17 protein-coding genes are annotated in these 16,024 nt (G+C 62.4%); 8 read left to right on the top strand and 9 right to left on the bottom strand.

What is annotated here, in order from left to right:
• Positions 1 to 17 precede the first annotated feature (17 nt).
• The 5 genes from flgD to UB48_RS20020 all read right to left on the bottom strand — a co-directional run bounded on the left by flgD (position 18) and on the right by UB48_RS20020 (position 3,622).
• A complete protein-coding gene (gene flgD, locus UB48_RS20040; protein ID WP_045200232.1) occupies positions 18 to 761 on the bottom strand; it encodes a flagellar hook assembly protein FlgD in 744 nt (247 codons plus the stop codon).
• A gap of 15 nt (positions 762 to 776) precedes the next feature.
• Entirely contained in the window at positions 777 to 1,220 is a 444-nt protein-coding gene (gene flgC / locus UB48_RS20035) for a flagellar basal body rod protein FlgC (RefSeq protein WP_045200230.1), read from the bottom strand.
• Between the two features lie 3 nt (positions 1,221 to 1,223).
• Positions 1,224 to 1,631 carry a flagellar basal body rod protein FlgB gene (flgB, locus tag UB48_RS20030; protein WP_038996408.1) on the bottom strand — a complete coding sequence of 136 codons (408 nt, stop codon included), beginning with the start codon at positions 1,629 to 1,631 and terminating at the stop codon, positions 1,224 to 1,226.
• Between the two features lie 181 nt (positions 1,632 to 1,812).
• Positions 1,813 to 2,640, bottom strand: coding sequence for a protein-glutamate O-methyltransferase CheR (gene cheR / locus UB48_RS20025; RefSeq protein ID WP_038996410.1), 828 nt, complete (start codon positions 2,638 to 2,640; stop codon positions 1,813 to 1,815).
• Between the two features lie 52 nt (positions 2,641 to 2,692).
• Complete coding sequence (locus tag UB48_RS20020) at positions 2,693 to 3,622, bottom strand: chemotaxis protein CheV (RefSeq protein WP_010224956.1); 930 nt, start codon at positions 3,620 to 3,622, stop codon at positions 2,693 to 2,695.
• Positions 3,623 to 3,691: 69 nt separating this feature from the next.
• Between UB48_RS20020 and flgA the strand changes: the two genes are divergently transcribed.
• From flgA to UB48_RS20000, 4 genes are all read left to right on the top strand, one after another.
• Complete coding sequence (flgA, locus tag UB48_RS20015; protein WP_045200223.1) at positions 3,692 to 4,444, top strand: flagellar basal body P-ring formation chaperone FlgA; 753 nt, start codon at positions 3,692 to 3,694, stop codon at positions 4,442 to 4,444.
• A gap of 168 nt (positions 4,445 to 4,612) precedes the next feature.
• Entirely contained in the window at positions 4,613 to 4,930 is a 318-nt protein-coding gene (gene flgM / locus UB48_RS20010) for a flagellar biosynthesis anti-sigma factor FlgM (protein ID WP_045200221.1), read from the top strand.
• Between the two features lie 45 nt (positions 4,931 to 4,975).
• Positions 4,976 to 5,443: a flagella synthesis protein FlgN gene (locus tag UB48_RS20005; RefSeq protein WP_045200219.1), complete on the top strand. Its 468-nt coding sequence runs from the start codon at positions 4,976 to 4,978 to the stop codon at positions 5,441 to 5,443.
• Between the two features lie 80 nt (positions 5,444 to 5,523).
• On the top strand, positions 5,524 to 6,267 hold the full coding sequence (locus UB48_RS20000; protein WP_045200217.1) for a flagellar brake protein: 744 nt from the start codon (positions 5,524 to 5,526) through the stop codon (positions 6,265 to 6,267).
• Positions 6,268 to 6,312: 45 nt separating this feature from the next.
• On the opposite strand, the gene UB48_RS19995 is transcribed toward UB48_RS20000, so the two are convergent.
• The 3 genes from UB48_RS19995 to bkdR all read right to left on the bottom strand — a co-directional run bounded on the left by UB48_RS19995 (position 6,313) and on the right by bkdR (position 9,765).
• Positions 6,313 to 7,650, bottom strand: coding sequence for an MFS transporter (locus UB48_RS19995; protein ID WP_045200559.1), 1,338 nt, complete (start codon positions 7,648 to 7,650; stop codon positions 6,313 to 6,315).
• A 170-nt stretch (positions 7,651 to 7,820) separates the two neighbouring features.
• Positions 7,821 to 9,062 (bottom strand): glutamine synthetase family protein, encoded by a 1,242-nt coding sequence (locus UB48_RS19990; protein ID WP_176794338.1) that lies wholly within the window; start codon positions 9,060 to 9,062, stop codon positions 7,821 to 7,823.
• A gap of 217 nt (positions 9,063 to 9,279) precedes the next feature.
• Positions 9,280 to 9,765: a Bkd operon transcriptional regulator BkdR gene (gene bkdR, locus UB48_RS19985; protein WP_045189126.1), complete on the bottom strand. Its 486-nt coding sequence runs from the start codon at positions 9,763 to 9,765 to the stop codon at positions 9,280 to 9,282.
• Between the two features lie 201 nt (positions 9,766 to 9,966).
• Here bkdR and UB48_RS19980 point away from each other — a divergent pair, with 201 nt between their 5' ends.
• Genes UB48_RS19980 through lpdA form a run of 4 tightly spaced genes read left to right on the top strand, consistent with a single transcriptional unit; the run spans position 9,967 to position 14,919 of the window.
• Positions 9,967 to 11,199, top strand: coding sequence for a 3-methyl-2-oxobutanoate dehydrogenase (2-methylpropanoyl-transferring) subunit alpha (locus UB48_RS19980; RefSeq protein WP_045200210.1), 1,233 nt, complete (start codon positions 9,967 to 9,969; stop codon positions 11,197 to 11,199).
• Between the two features lies 1 nt (position 11,200).
• Positions 11,201 to 12,259 carry an alpha-ketoacid dehydrogenase subunit beta gene (locus UB48_RS19975; protein WP_045200208.1) on the top strand — a complete coding sequence of 353 codons (1,059 nt, stop codon included), beginning with the start codon at positions 11,201 to 11,203 and terminating at the stop codon, positions 12,257 to 12,259.
• The gene (locus UB48_RS19970) at positions 12,260 to 13,531 is read left to right on the top strand and encodes a dihydrolipoamide acetyltransferase family protein (RefSeq protein ID WP_045200207.1); all 1,272 of its coding nucleotides are present in this window, start codon (positions 12,260 to 12,262) and stop codon (positions 13,529 to 13,531) included.
• Between the two features lie 2 nt (positions 13,532 to 13,533).
• Entirely contained in the window at positions 13,534 to 14,919 is a 1,386-nt protein-coding gene (lpdA, locus tag UB48_RS19965) for a dihydrolipoyl dehydrogenase (RefSeq protein ID WP_045200206.1), read from the top strand.
• Between the two features lie 55 nt (positions 14,920 to 14,974).
• Here the strand turns inward: lpdA and UB48_RS19960 are convergent, their stop codons facing one another.
• Positions 14,975 to 15,988 carry a sensor domain-containing diguanylate cyclase gene (locus UB48_RS19960; RefSeq protein WP_045200204.1) on the bottom strand — a complete coding sequence of 338 codons (1,014 nt, stop codon included), beginning with the start codon at positions 15,986 to 15,988 and terminating at the stop codon, positions 14,975 to 14,977.
• Positions 15,989 to 16,024 lie beyond the last annotated feature (36 nt).

Here is a 16,024-nt window from a genome sequence, read left to right as displayed (position 1 = left end):
TGCCGCGTTAGCCGGCTCTATATACCGATGGTTTGGACTTTGGACAGGGCAATACTGCCCAGGCCGGCGAGATTGAGCATCATCTCGCCGCCAGTCTGACTGATGGTGACGCTGCTGACGGTGGCCGGCAGCATGGTGTACATGTCCAGCTGCTTGCCTTCGACGGTGGTCTTGGCGGCAAAGGTGTAGGTACCCGGGTCGACTTTCTCGCCCTTGTCGTTGGTACCATCCCAGACGAAAGCGGCATTGCCGGCCTTCTGTGCCCCCATGTCGATGGTCTTGACCAGCTTGCCATCCTTGTCGGTAATGGTGACGGTGGCATTGCTGAGCGCCTGCGGGACCACCACCGAACCATTGAAGCTCTTGGTGGTGTCGACCACGGCCTTGTCGGTCTGGGCGATCACCGAGCGGCCGACCAGCGACGAGGCCTGCAGTGCCTGCGAGGACTTGTAGTTGCCGGAAATCGCGGTCACCGACTCGTTCAGCGAGGTGATGCCTTCCAGGCTGCTGAACTGCGCCAGCTGGGCCACGAATTCGCTGTTGTCCTGCGGATCGAGCGGGTTCTGGTGCTGCATCTGGGTCACCAGCAACTGCAGGAACGCGTCCTTGCCCAGTGCCTGCTTGTTGGCGCCGGTCTTGCTGTTGGTGGCCGAGGCGATACCGGCGGCGCTGTTGGCGCTGGTTTCGCTGTTTTTCTTGCCCGACGCCTTGATGACGTCGTTCAGGCTTACGCCGGCTGTTGGGTCATTAACACTTGCCATTGGCTTAGTCCTTTATCACTGACCCAGGGTCAGGACCTTCTGCATCATGGATTTGGCCGTGTTCATCAGCTCGGCGTTGGTCTGGAACGAGCGGCTGGCGGAGATCATGTCAGCCATCTCTTCCACCACGTTGACGTTCGGGTAGTAGACGTAGCCGTCCTTGTTCGCCGCCGGATGGTTCGGCTCGTAGCGCGCCTCAAGGTTGCTCTGGTCCTCGACCACGCCGAGCACCTGCACGCCCTGGCCGGCAGCGTCCTGGTCCTGAAACAGCGACTGGCTGACGCCGGCCTGGGCCTGCTGGAAGGTGGTGGCGAATACCGGGTGACGGGCGCGGTAGGTCTGGTCGATGCTCGACGAGACGGTCTCGGCGTTGGCGATGTTCGAAGCGACGGTATTCAGACGCGTGGTCTGGGCGCTCATGCCGCTACCGGCAATGTTGAAGACACTGGCGAGGGACATGACTTACTCTCCGCGCAGGGCCGATACCAGCCCTTTGAATTTACTGTTGAGCAGCGTGAAGCTGGCCTGGAAACCCACGGCGTTTTCCGCATAGCTCGATTGCTCGAGCTGGGCATCGACGGTGTTCTGGTCGATCGACGGCTGCATCGGCGTGCGGTACTGCAAGGTCTCGTCGCCCATGCTCAGGCCTTCGGCCTCGATGTGCCGGGCGTTGGTACGATCCAGTGCGAAATGGCCCTTGCTGGTCTGCTCGGCCTGCGCCGCCAGCACCGAAGCGAAGTCCATGTCGCGCGCCTTGTAGTTTGGCGTGTCGGCGTTGGCGATGTTGTTGGCCAGCACCTCGGCACGCTGGGCGCGAAAGCCCAATGCCTTTTCGTGGATGCCGAGCGCTTTGTCGAAGCTGATGCTCATGTCGTGGAAACCTTCGAAGGTTTTTCGTTGACTGTGTCAGAGCAAGAGCCATGCCAAAAAACAAAACCCCGTAAATACGGGGCTTTGAGGAGTTTGCCGCCAGCGGCAATGCCAGAAAAGTGGCAAAAGAGCGGCAAGCGGCAAGCTTCAAGCGGCAACGCTTGAAGCTTGCCGCTAAAGCCTACTTGGCCTGGTAGATGATCCCCGGGCTGCACTGGACCATCTGGTAGTGATCCGGCAAACCGTTGAGCGCTTCAGAAGCACCCAGGAACAGGTAGCCTCCCGGCTTGAGCGTGCCGTGAATGCGCAGCAGGATGTCCTTCTTGACCTGGGCCGAGAAGTAGATCAGCACGTTGCGACAGAACACGATGTCGAACTTGCCCAGGCTCGCATAACTGTCCAGCAGGTTGAACGAGCGGAACTCGACACGGCTGCGGATCGGCGCCTTGACCGCCCAGCGCCCCGGCCCCTTGACATCAAAGTAGCGCTGCAGGCGCTCCTGGGACAGGCCGCGGGCAATCGCCAGGCTGTCGTACTCGCCGGTCTTGCAGTTGGTCAGCATCGAGCCGGAGAGGTCGGTGGCGACGATCTGCGCACCCATCTTCAACTGGCCGATGTTGCTGCGCTCGAACTCGTCGATGGCCATGGAGATCGAGTACGGCTCCTGACCCGACGAACAGGCAGCCGACCAGATGCGCAAGCGCTGGCCGGGGTTGGCCTTGATCTGCTCGGGCAAAACCTTGTTCTTCAGCACTTCGAACGGGTAGGTGTCGCGAAACCAGAGGGTTTCGTTGGTGGTCATGGCATCGACCACCTGCTCGCGCAAACCGCTGCGCGGCTGGCTCTGGATACGCTGCACCAGTTCGCCCAGGGACTTGATGCCCTGCTGTTCCATCAGCTTGTTGAGACGGCTGGAGACCAGGTATTGCTTATTTTCGCCCAGCAGGATGCCACAGGCTTTTTCCAGGAAGACCCGGAACTGTTCGAAATCCAAATTACCCGTAGACAATGATGCCGCCTCTTAAATCGTATGTACCGCCAGGGGCAAAGGCCCCCGGCCGTTAGTGCGTGGCCTTGATCCGATCAACAACGCGCTGGGCGAGGTCGTCCGGGCGGAATTTGGCCAGGAAGTCATCAGCACCGACCTTCTTGACCATCGCCTGGTTGAACACCCCGGAAAGCGAAGTATGCAGGATGATGTGCAACTTTTGCATGCGCGGGTCGCTGCGAATCTCGGCGGTCAGGGTGTAGCCGTCCATCTCCGGCATCTCGATGTCGGAGATCATCATCAGGAATTCTTCCTCCGGCCGCTTGCCCTCGTCGACCAGCTTGCGCAGGTAGTCGAGCGCCTGGCGACCGTCGTTGAGCGCCACCACTTCGACGCCAACGGTCTGCAGGCAACGACTGACCTGCTTGCGTGCCACCGACGAGTCATCGACCGTCAGCACCCGCAGCATCACAGCCTTGTCCTGCACTTCGGCATCGACCACGCCGGCGGAGATCGCCTCGGAGGTCGGCGCCACTTCGGCGAGGATCTTCTCCACGTCGATGATCTCGACCATCTTGTTGTCGACCCGGGTCACCGCCGTCAGGTAGTGATCGCGCCCGGTGCCCTTGGGTGGCGGATGAATCTCCTCCCAGTTCATGTTGACGATGCGCTCCACCGAATGCACCAGAAACCCCTGGGTCTTGGTGTTGTACTCGGTGATGATGACGAAACTCTTGCTGGTTTCTTCACTCAGACCGGGCATCCCGGTCGCCATCGCCAGATCGAGGATCGGGATGGTTGCCCCACGAATATTCGCGACACCGCGCACGACGGGGCTGGATTTGGGCATAACGGTCAGGTTCGGACACTGCAGCACTTCCCTTACCTTGAACACGTTGATGCCGTAGAGCTGCTCGCCATTGAGACGGAACAACAGCAGCTCCAGGCGGTTTTGCCCTACCAGTTGCGTGCGCTGGTTCACCGAATCCATTACACCAGCCATGCCAGACTCCTTCACCAAACGCTTCGAGCTTCGTACCCAGTCGGCACGCGCTTTGCTTTTTTTAATCGTATGAACATGAAAACGACATTTTTCCGACGCCTGACCCGCCACCTGCCCGGCTTCCTTGCTGCGCTGTGCCTCGCGGCCCCTGGCGTTCGAACTCTGGCTGACGCTTTCACCTTGCCTGAACAGCTTATCGGTGTCACCCAAGGGTTTCTTGAATTCACCGTAGAAGACTACCTGGCCACCAGCCAGACCGAAGGCCGCTACGAGATCCAGGTCAACAACCTCGACCCGCGCCTGCGCATGCCACTGTGCGACCAGCAACTGGGCGCTTCGCTGGAGAGCCCGGCGCAGCCGCTGGGCCGCGTGACCGTGCGGGTTCGCTGCGACGGCAGCTCACCGTGGACGGTGTTCGTGCCCGCCCAGGTACGTCTTTTTCGCAATGTGGTGACCGTGGTCCGTCCGCTCAAGCGCGACAGCGTCGTCGGCGAACAGGACGTCGCCCTGCGCGAACGCGACGTGGGCATGCTCAACCAGGGCTTTCTCGCCAGCCTCGACCAGGCGGTGGGGCTCAAGGTTATCCGACCAACGGTCATGGATCAGGTCCTCACCCCCCAGCACCTGGAGCAGGCCGAGGTGGTGCGCAAAGGCGACCAGGTGGTGATCACCGCTCGCAGCGGCAGCCTGGCTGTGCGCATGCCAGGCGAAGCGCTGAGCAAGGGCGGCCTGAGCGAACAGATCCGCGTGCGCAACCTCAACTCCAAGCGGGTGGTCAAGGCCAGGGTGACCGGGCCGGGCCAGGTGGAAGTGGCCATGTAGAGCACTGAATCAATATCAATGCTGGCGATCAGGAACTGCTTTTCCTAAACTGTGTCCCATTGGATGCCCCGAAACGGCTGCGCACGCCTTTGAGCATTTGCGCCTAAAGTTTCTTTCGGGTTGGCCGAAAACAAGGCAAGCGTCCAAACACCCAGAGGTTTTCTGATCATGGTCATCGACTTCAGTCGTTTGAATAATTCCCCGTCGGTTGCCGGCGGCGTGCGCACTGGCAGCAGCCAGGAAAGCACCGCCAGCGCAGCTTCGGCCAAGGCCGGCAGCGTTGCTGAAAGCAGCGCCAGCGGGGAAACCGTACACCTCAGCCACGAGGCCCAGCAGTTGCAAAAGGTCAGCGACAAGCTGCGCGACCAGCCGATTGTCAACAGCGCCCGGGTGGCCGAGTTGAAACAGGCTATCGCCGACGGCAGCTACCAGGTCGACAGCAACCGCGTCGCCAGCAAACTGCTTAATTTCGAAGCCCAGCGCTAGCCCCTGGCGCGCTGACTTCAGGACGCTTGAACCAAAGAGCCAGCCATGCACGACACTACTCTGCTGCAACTGATCGAAAACGATATTGCTCCAGCGCAAGAACTGCTCGAATTGCTGCAGACCGAGAACGTTGCCCTGCACGGCCGCGACATGCCGCTGCTGGAAAACATCCTGGCGCGCAAGCAGTCGCTGGTGATCCTGCTCGATCAGCATGGCCGCCAGCGCAGTGAACTGCTTGCCGGCCTGGGCCTGTCCCAGGACCGCGAAGGTGTCGCCCAACTGGCCAGCAACTCCTCTTTCGGTGACCTGCTGCTGCAACAACTGGATGTGCTTGGCCAACTGCTGGCTGACTGCCAGGCGGTCAACGAGCGCAACGGCCGCTCGATCCAGATCCAGCAGAGCACTACCGCCAACCAGATCAGAATCCTCATGGGCGGCGAAGCACCGTCGCTCTATGACAGCCGCGGGGCCACCTCCCCCCTCGCCAAGCCGCGGGCGTTGAGCCAGGCTTGATTCCCTGTATCAAGGCACGGAACATACTGGCAAAATGCCGTAACTTGCGTGTGACGTTTTTGCCTGGAGAATGATTAACCGTGTTCAATGAAGCAGAAGCTCCGCAGCCTCCGAAGGTGCTCACTACTCCTTTGGAAATTGCCGCCAACTTGCGGTCGCTGCAAGAGAGCCATGACCCGCTGATCATCACTTTCCACGAACGCAGCCAGCGTTTTCAAAGCTATGTGGTCGAGGTCGACCGCGAAGGCAATCGCCTGGCCCTTGATGAAATGATCCCTCGTGACGGCGAACGCTATCTGCAGAATGGCGAACCATTTCGCGTTGAAGGCTTTCATGATGGCGTGCGTATCGCCTGGGAATGCAACACACCGTTGAGCATTGTCGAGGAAGATGGCCATCGCTGCTACCGCGGCACCCTGCCTACCGAAGTCGCCTACCACCAGCGCCGCAATGCCTTTCGTGCAGCGCTGAAGCTGACCCAGCTGGTGGACGTCGTGCTTGACGGCGAAAAACTCAAGGGCAACGGCGCGCTGCGCGGCAAGTTGCTGGATATTTCCGCAACCGGCTGCAAGCTGCGCTTTGAAGGCAATGTCGAAGAGCGCCTGCAATTGGGCCAGGTTTACGAGAAGTTCGCCAGCGGTGCACCGCTGGGTTTGTCCCAGGTCGAGGTCGAGTTGCGTCATCTGCATTTCGAAGAGCGCATCAACGCCACCTTCGCCGGCGTGCGCTTTCACAACCTCAACGGGCAGATGCAGCGCAAGGTGGAAACCTTCGTTTACCAGCTGCAGCGTGAAGCACGGCGCTTCGATAAAGACGACTACTGAGTCGACCCCATCGCGGGGCCCGCTCCCACGGGCCCCGCGATGGCATCACACCTGTGTCGGCTTGACCTCTTCAGCCACAACCTCTGCGTCATCCCCCTCCTGCGCCTCGGTATCTTCAGCCGCCACCGGCGTCTGCATCTGATCCTGCACCACCTGCTCGTCAACCCGTGGGTCCAGCGCTGCCGACAACGGTGAACCTGCCGCCGGCATGGCCACGTGATGCAGCGGCGCATCGTCGACCTGGTGCAAACCGGTCACCGCTTTCGGGCGGATCCGCCAGACCAGCACCAGGGCAAAGAAAACGAAGAAGGCATAGAGCATCTGGTTGCCCAGCACCTTCATCAACACCCCGGCCACCAGCGGCCCGATACTCGCGCCCACGCCATAGGTCACCAGCAGCATCGCCGTCAGCGACACCCGCCGTTCGCCCTCGACGTGGTCGTTGGAAAACGCCACCGCCAGCGGATACAGGCAGAACTGCAGCAGCGACACGGCAAAGCCTGCGACAAACAATACCTCCAGCGGCACTGATGGCATGATCGCCAGCGGCAGGGCAACAATCGCCAGGCCCACGGCAACGCTACGAATCAGCAAGGCCCGGTCATAGCGATCGGACAACCAGCCCAGCGGCCACTGCACCAGCAGACCGGCGAAGATGCAGCAGCCCATGAACAGACCGACCTGCTCGGTGCTCAGCCCCTGCTTGGACGCATACAGCGGCGCCAGGCCGTAGAACGAGCCGACGATCAGGCCGGCCCCCAGCACGGTACTCAGCGACTGCGGCACCCGTTTGATGAAGAAGCGCGGCTCCATCGGCGCCGGCCGCAATGGCGCCGGGTGAATCCGTCGGGTGAGTGCCACCGGCACCAGGCACAGGGCGAAGCACATGGCGACCAGCATCAGCAGTTCAAGGCCCAGCTGCGGGTGCGCCACCAGGATCAACTGGCCGAGCACCAGGCCCAGGTACGAGGCAATCATGTAGCCACTGAACACCGCACCTCGCTGCTTGGCGTCGGCCTGCTCGTTGAGCCAGCTTTCGATGACCATGTACTGGCACATCATCCCCAGGCCGACGATGACCCGCAGCAGCACCCAGGCCGGCAACCAGCTGACCAGGCCATGGCCGAGCACCGCCGCGCCGACAATGCCGGCGCAGGTGGCATAGGCACGGATATGCCCGACCCGGGCAATCAGCCGGTGGCCGATCTTGCCGCCCAGGGCCAGGCCGAAATAGTTGGCGGCCATCAGCGCACCGACCCAGAGGCTGTCGACATGATCGGCAGCCAGGCGCAAGGCCAGGTAGGTACTCAACAAGCCGGAGCCGATCAACATCATCAGCGCAGCGAAATACAGCGCGCGAAAAGACTTCCAGATCTGTCGCATCAGCGTCCCGAACGGCTCCTTGAGCTGGTGGAAAAACTGCTTGAAAGCATAAGTGAAAATAACCGCCTTGCAGTTGATGCAGATAAAAAAACAGGTGACAGGGTGTTTACCAACACCGCTGCCACCTGCCTTGAAACTGAGCGATTGCCCCGGCAAAAACGCCTCGCCGGTTATGCCTGCGCGGCCAGCACGCGGCGCTCCCACGGGGTGATCTCATCGAAGAAGCTGGTCAGCTCCAGGGTCTTGGTGGCGATGTAGCCTTCGATGAACTCCTTGCCGAACAGTTCCCGCGCAAGCTCGCTACGCTTCAGACGCTCCAGGGCCGCATGCAAGGTACATGGCAGGCTCAAATGATCCGGCACCTCGAATTCGCCCTGGATCGCCGGCGTCGGTTCGAGTTGCTGCTCGATGCCATAAAGCCCCGCGGCGAGACTGGCGGCAATTGCCAGGTAAGGGTTGGTATCGGCGCCTGGCAAGCGGTTTTCGACCCGTCGCGCCACTGGCGAGCTGGCCGGAATGCGCAGGCCGGCGGCGCGGTTGTCTTCGGACCAGCAGGCATTGTTCGGTGATGCGTAGGGGTGGCAAAGGCGCTGGTAGGAGTTCACGTTCGGCGCGAACAAGGCGGTGAAGTCGGCCATGCACGCCTGCTGGCCGCCAATGAAGTGATAGAACGCCGGGGTCGGCTTGCCCTCGGCATCGCTGAAGACATTGCCCCCGCCCTCCACCGCCACCACGCTCTGGTGAATGTGCATGGAACTGCCCGGCGTATGCGCCAGTGGCTTGGCCATGCACACCACGGTCAGGCCATGCTTGAGCGCGACTTCCTTGAGCAGGTGCTTGAACAACAGGGTCTGGTCGGCCAGCAACAGCGGATCGCCGTGCAGCAGGTTGATCTCGAACTGGCTGACGCCCATTTCGTGCATGAAGGTATCGCGCGGCAGGCCCAGTGCCGCCATGCAGCGATAGACCTCGCTGAAGAACGGGCGCAGGCCGTTGTTGGAACTGACGCTGAACGCCGAATGACCTTCTTCGCGACGACCATCCTTGCCCAGCGGCGGCAAAAACGGCTGGTCGGGATCGCTGTTGGGGGCGAAGACAAAAAACTCGAGTTCGGTCGCCACCACCGGCGCCAGGCCACGAGCGGCGTAACGGGCAATTACCGCCTTGAGCAGGCCTCGACTGGAGAGCCCGGAGCTTTCACCGCTAAGCTCGAGCGCATCGCAAATCGCCAGGGCCCGTGGCTCGTCGCTCCAGGGCAGGCGATAGATATGCTGCGGGTCGGCGACCAGCGCCAGGTCGCCGTCGTCGCTGCCATAGAAACGCGCCGCCGGGTACCCGCCCATGATGCATTGCAGCAGCACACCGCGGGCCATCTGCAGGCGCCGGCCTTCAACAAAGCCTTCAGCGGTCATCACCTTGCCGCGCGGTACACCATTGAGGTCCGGGGTAATGCACTCGATCTCATCAATGCCCGTCAATCGCTCGGCGAGAGAGTTTTGGCCATTGGTCGTCATGACTCTATCCTTGTTGTTTTCGCATGCCGGGAACGGCGACGGCTACAACATAGGCACCGGCCGTTCGAAATTTCAAGCGCCAAACGGACGATGTGATCGTAATTATCTACACGGGCTAACCTGGCAGCGTCAGGCCATTGGCTGGCAGCGGCAGCGCGGTCTTGTAGCGCACCTGCTTCAAGGCAAAACTCGAACGGATGTTGGCCACCCCCGGCAGGCGGGTCAGGTAGTCGAGAAAACGCTCCAGGGCCTGGATGCTCGGCAGCAGCACGCGCAGCAGGTAATCCGGGTCACCGGTCATCAGGTAGCACTCCATGACCTCCGGGCGCTCGGCGATTTCTTCTTCGAAGCGATGCAGCGATTGCTCGACCTGTTTCTCCAGGCTGACATGGATGAACACGTTGACATCCAGGCCCAGCACCTCCGGCGCCAGCAAGGTCACCTGCTGGCGAATCACCCCGAGTTCCTCCATGGCCTTGACCCGGTTGAAGCAGGGGGTTGGCGAGAGATTCACCGAGCGCGCCAGCTCGGCGTTGGTGATACGGGCATTTTCCTGGAGGCTGTTGAGAATGCCGATATCCGTACGATCCAGTTTGCGCATGAGAGAAAATCACCTGTTTTTTGTCTTTATAAGGAATGTTTATCCGCTAGCCGAGGCAAAGGCAACGAAGTTGAGAAAAATATTCTTCAGGCGCCGGAATATCATGTAGGACAAGACTGACTCCCTGGTCACAAGCCGGGTGTCAGCAGCGACCGCTTCAAAGCTCAACAAAAACACAAGACAGAGCGAGCGTAAAAAAGCATGAACGAGTACGCCCCCCTGCGTTTGCATGTGCCCGAGCCTACAGGCCGGCCAGGCTGCCAGACTGATTTCTCCTACCTGCGTCTGACCGATGCCGGTCAGGTTCGTAAACCTCCCGTCGATGTAGAAGCCGCCGATACCGCGGACATCTCCTCTAGCCTGATCCGGGTGCTGGATGACAAGGGCAATGCCCTGGGCCCCTGGGCCGAGGACGTCAGCCCCGAAGTCCTGCGCCAGGGCATGCGCACCATGCTCAAGACCCGGCTGTTCGACAGCCGCATGGTGGTAGCCCAGCGGCAGAAGAAGATGTCGTTCTACATGCAGAGCCTGGGTGAAGAAGCCATCGGCAGCGGCCAGGCCATGGCCCTGAACCGCAGCGACATGTGCTTTCCCACCTACCGCCAGCAAAGCATCCTCATGGCCCGCGACGTGTCGCTGGTAGAGATGATCTGCCAGCTGCTGTCCAACGAGCGCGATCCGCTCAAGGGGCGCCAGTTGCCGATCATGTACTCGGTGCGCGAAGCCGGCTTCTTCACCATCAGCGGCAACCTGGCGACCCAGTTCGTCCAGGCGGTCGGCTGGGCCATGGCTTCGGCCATCAAGGGCGATACCAAGATCGCCTCGGCCTGGATCGGTGACGGCGCCACCGCCGAATCGGATTTCCACACCGCCCTGACCTTCGCCCACGTCTACCGCGCGCCGGTGATCCTCAACGTGGTCAACAACCAGTGGGCGATCTCGACCTTCCAGGCCATCGCCGGCGGTGAATCGACCACCTTCGCCGGGCGTGGCGTAGGTTGTGGCATTGCCTCCTTGCGTGTCGACGGCAACGACTTCATCGCTGTCTACGCCGCTTCACGCTGGGCCGCCGAACGCGCCCGCCGCGGCCTGGGCCCGACGCTGATCGAATGGGTCACCTACCGCGCCGGCCCGCACTCGACCTCGGACGATCCATCCAAGTACCGCCCGGCCGACGACTGGAGTCACTTCCCCCTGGGCGACCCGATCGCCCGCCTCAAACAGCACCTGATCGCCATCGGTCACTGGTCCGAGGAAGAGCACCAGGCGGTCAGCGCCGAGCTCGAAGCCGAGATCATCAAGGCGCAAAAAGAAGCTGAGCAGTACGGCACCCTGGCCGGTGGCCAGATGCCAAGCCCGGCGTCTATGTTCGAGGATGTCTACAAGGAGATGCCGGAGCACCTGCGCCGGCAGCGCCAGGAACTGGGGATCTGACATGAACGATCACAACACTTCAATCCAGTTGGAAACCGCCATGGCGACCACCACCATGACCATGATCCAGGCCCTGCGCTCGGCCATGGACATCATGCTAGAGCGCGATGAAGACGTAGTCGTCTATGGCCAGGACGTCGGCTACTTCGGTGGCGTGTTCCGTTGCACCGAAGGCCTGCAGACCAAGTACGGCAAGTCGCGGGTGTTCGATGCACCGATCTCCGAAAGCGGCATCGTCGGCACCGCCGTGGGCATGGGTGCCTACGGCCTGCGCCCGGTGGTGGAAATCCAGTTCGCCGACTACTTCTACCCGGCCTCCGACCAGATCGTTTCGGAAATGGCCCGCCTGCGCTATCGCTCGGCCGGCGAGTTCGTCGCCCCGCTGACCCTGCGCATGCCTTGCGGTGGTGGTATCTACGGCGGCCAGACGCACAGCCAGAGCCCCGAGGCGATGTTCACCCAGGTCTGCGGCCTGCGCACCGTGATGCCGTCCAACCCCTATGACGCCAAGGGCCTGCTGATCGCCTCGATCGAGAACGACGACCCGGTGATTTTCCTCGAGCCCAAGCGCCTGTACAACGGCCCGTTCGACGGCCACCACGACCGCCCGGTAACGCCGTGGTCGAAACACCCGGCCAGCGCCGTGCCGGATGGCTACTACACCGTACCGCTGGACAAGGCGGCGATCACCCGCCCGGGCAAGGACGTCACCGTGCTGACCTATGGCACCACCGTCTATGTCTCGCAGGTGGCCGCTGAAGAAACCGGCGTCGATGCCGAAGTCATCGACCTGCGCAGCCTGTGGCCGCTGGACCTGGAAACCATCGTCGCCTCGGTGAAAAAGACCGGCCGCTGTGTGGTGGTGCATGAAGCCACGCGCACCTGCGGTTTTGGCGCCGAGCTGATCGCGCTGGTCCAGGAACACTGCTTCCATCACCTCGAAGCCCCGATCGAACGCGTCACCGGCTGGGATACCCCCTACCCGCACGCGCAGGAGTGGGCGTATTTCCCCGGCCCTTCGCGAGTGGGCGCGGCATTGAAACGGGTCATGGAGGTCTGAATGGGCACGCACGTCATCAAGATGCCGGATATCGGTGAAGGCATCGCACAAGTTGAACTGGTGGAATGGTTCGTCAAAGTTGGCGACACCGTCACAGAAGATCAGGTCGTGGCCGATGTCATGACCGACAAGGCCACCGTCGAAATCCCTTCGCCGGTCAGCGGCAAGGTGCTGGCCCTGGGCGGCCAGCCCGGTGAAGTCATGGCGGTCGGCAGCGAGCTGATCCGCATCGAAGTCGAAGGCGCCGGCAACGTAGGAGCGGGCTTGCCCCGCGAAGAGGCCCCCGCAGTCACCGCCAAGGCCCCTGAACCCGAGCCGAAACCTGCTGCATCAGTGCCTGCTGCTGCCCCCGCAGCCTCGGCCCACCAGCCCGCCGCCATCGTCCCGCGCCAAGCCCACGACCGCCCACTGGCCTCGCCCGCGGTGCGCAAGCGCGCGCTGGACGCTGGTATCGAGCTGCGCTACGTACACGGCAGCGGCCCGGCCGGGCGCATCCTGCACGACGACCTCGACGCCTTCCTGGCCCAGCCCACCACCAGCACCCAGAGTGCCCCGGGCGGGTACGCCAAACGCAGCGACAGCGAGCAGATCCCGGTGATCGGCCTGCGCCGCAAGATTGCCCAGCGCATGCAGGATGCCAAGCGCCGCGTCGCCCACTTCAGCTACGTCGAGGAAATCGACGTCACCGCCCTTGAAGAGCTGCGCCTGCACTTGAACAAGAAGTGGGGCGACAGCCGTGGCAAGCTGACCCTGCTGCCATTCCTGGTGCGCGCCATGGTCGTTGCCCTGCGCGAGTTCCCGCAGATCAACGCCACCTACGACGATGAAGGCCAGCTCATCACCCGCCACGGCGCAGTGCATGTCGGCATCGCCACCCAGGGCGACAACGGCCTGATGGTGCCGGTGCTGCGCCACGCCGAAGCCGGCAGCCTGTGGAGCAACGCCGGCGAGATCGTGCGCCTGGCCAATGCCGCCCGCGGCAACAAGGCCAGCCGTGAAGAACTGTCAGGCTCGACCATCACCCTGACCAGCCTCGGCGCCCTTGGCGGCATCGTCTCGACGCCGGTGGTCAACACCCCGGAAGTGGCGATTGTCGGGGTCAACCGCATGGTTGAACGGCCGATGGTCATCAATGGCCAGATCGTCATTCGCAAGATGATGAACCTCTCCAGCTCGTTCGATCACCGGGTGGTCGACGGCATGGACGCGGCACTCTTCATCCAGGCCATCCGCGGCCTGCTCGAACAACCTGCCAGCCTGTTTGTGGAGTGACCATGCAACAGACGCTCAACACTACCCTGCTGATCATCGGCGGCGGCCCCGGCGGCTACGTCGCCGCCATTCGCGCCGGCCAGCTGGGCATTCCCACGGTACTGGTCGAAGGCCAGGCCCTGGGTGGCACCTGCCTGAACATCGGCTGCATTCCGTCCAAAGCGCTGATTCACGTCGCCGAGCAGTTCCACCAGACCCAGCAGCACAGCCAGCAGTCGAGCCTGGGCATCAAGGTCTCGCCACCGAGCCTGGACATCACCCAGAGCGTGGCCTGGAAAGACGGTATCGTCGATCGCCTGACCAGCGGCGTCGCCGCCCTGCTGAAAAAGCACGGGGTCAAGGTGATCCATGGCTGGGCAAAAATTCTCGACGGCAAGCACGTCGAGGTCGACGGCCAGCGCATCCAGTGCGAACACCTGTTGCTGGCCACCGGTTCCAGCAGCGTTGAACTGCCGATGCTGCCATTGGGCGGCCCGATCATCTCCTCCACTGAAGCTCTGGCCCCGAAAACCCTGCCCAAGCACCTGACCGTGGTCGGCGGTGGTTACATCGGCCTGGAGCTGGGCATCGCCTACCGCAAGCTCGGCGTCGAGGTCAGCGTGGTCGAAGCCCGCGAGCGCATCCTGCCGACCTACGACAGCGAACTGACCGCGCCGGTGGCCGAGTCGATCAAGAAGCTGGGGATCAAGCTCTACCTCAAGCACAGCGTCGAAGGCTTCGATGCCGGCCACCAGGCCTTGCAGGTGCGCACGCCCGAAGGCGAACTGCTGCAACTGAGCACCGACCAGGTGCTGGTCGCGGTCGGCCGCAAGCCACGTACCCAGGGCTTCAACCTGGAAAGCCTGGCGCTGAAGATGAACGGCTCGGCGGTGGCCATCGACGAGCAATGCCAGACCAGCATGCTCAACGTCTGGGCCATCGGCGATATCAGCGGTGAACCAATGCTCGCCCACCGGGCCATGGCCCAGGGTGAGATGGTTGCCGAACTCATTGCCGGCAAATCGCGGCGCTTCGAGCCGGCCGCGATTGCCGCGGTGTGCTTCACCGACCCGGAACTGGTGGTCGTCGGCAAGACCCCGGAACAGATCGAGCAGGAGGGCCTGGACTGCATCGTCACGCAGTTCCCGTTCGCCGCCAACGGCCGGGCCATGACCCTGGAATCGAAAAGCGGCTTCGTGCGCGTGGTCGCCCGTCGTGACAACCACCTGATCCTTGGCTGGCAAGCGGTTGGCGTGGGCGTCTCGGAACTGTCCACAGCCTTTGCCCAGTCACTGGAGATGGGCGCTTGCCTGGAAGATGTGGCCGGTACCATCCACGCTCACCCGACCCTGGGTGAGGCGGTGCAGGAAGCGGCGCTACGCGCCCTGGGTCACGCCCTGCATCTGTAGACACTGAAGCGGCTGAGGCCGATTTGACCCGCTGCCCCGTGCAGCGGGTCCTTTTTCATTCACCGATCTCATCCTTGCCGGCCGCCTTGGCCCGGTACAGCGCCTGGTCCGCGCGGCCCAGCAATTGCGCTTGCCCTTCACCCTCCAGCCATTCGACCACGCCATAACTCATGGTCAGCAATCGCTCGCCCACCGGCGGCGCCTGCTCCAGCGCCTGGCGAATCTGCCGCGCCAGTTGCAATGCCTCTTCGCGCTGGGTGCCCGGCAGCACTGCCACGAACTCATCACCGCCCCAGCGTGCCAGCAAGTCACCGGCACGCAGGCAAACCTTGATCCGCTCAACCGATGCGATCAGCGCCTGGTCACCCTGGGCATGGCCATACTGATCGTTGATCGGCTTGAAGTCGTCGATATCCATGACAATCAGCGCTAGCGGCTGGCGAAACCGCCGTGCCCGCTCGCACTCTTGCTGCAGGACCTTTTCCAGGCGGTAACGGTTGGCCACCAAGGTCAGCGCGTCGCGTTCGGCCAGGTCGCGGTTCTCGTCGAGCTGGCGCTGCAGTTGCTGGTTGACCCACGACAGCTCGCGGGTGCGCTCGGCGATCTGCGCTTCCAGCGACAGGTTTTCCAGCTGCAGTTGCTCGACCAGGCGCTTGCCATCGTCGATATTGCGATGAGCGCCGAGCATCCGCGCCACCGAACCATCCGGGTTGCGCTCAATGATGTGACCGCTGTCCTCGATCCACAGGAAGTTGCCGTCCTGGCAACGGCAACGGTACTCGATGCGGTACTGGTCGGAGCGGTCGCTGATGTAGTCCTCGAAATGGCTCATCACCCGCGGGTAGTCCTCGGGGTGGATCACGCCTTCCCAGGTCAGTACGGTGTTGTCCAGCGAGTGGCTGGGGTAGCCGAGCATCCGGTACCAGCCGGGGTTGCGGTAGACGTAGCCGGTATTGGCATTCCAGTCCCAGATACCGTCGCTGATCAGGTCCAGCAGGGTGTGCAACTGTTCTTCCCTGAAGTCGCCCAGCGGGGCCTTCAATGGTGGTGTGTCTGACGTTTGAGTCATGGACGATCTCCCTTGTCCAGGCAACTACGCCCCAGC

It is taken from the genome of Pseudomonas sp. 2(2015), assembly GCF_000955865.1.
GTDB lineage: Bacteria > Pseudomonadota > Gammaproteobacteria > Pseudomonadales > Pseudomonadaceae > Aquipseudomonas.
The sequence above is the reverse complement of the archived record's forward strand: the minus strand, read 5'-3'. Positions and strand labels throughout refer to the sequence as shown.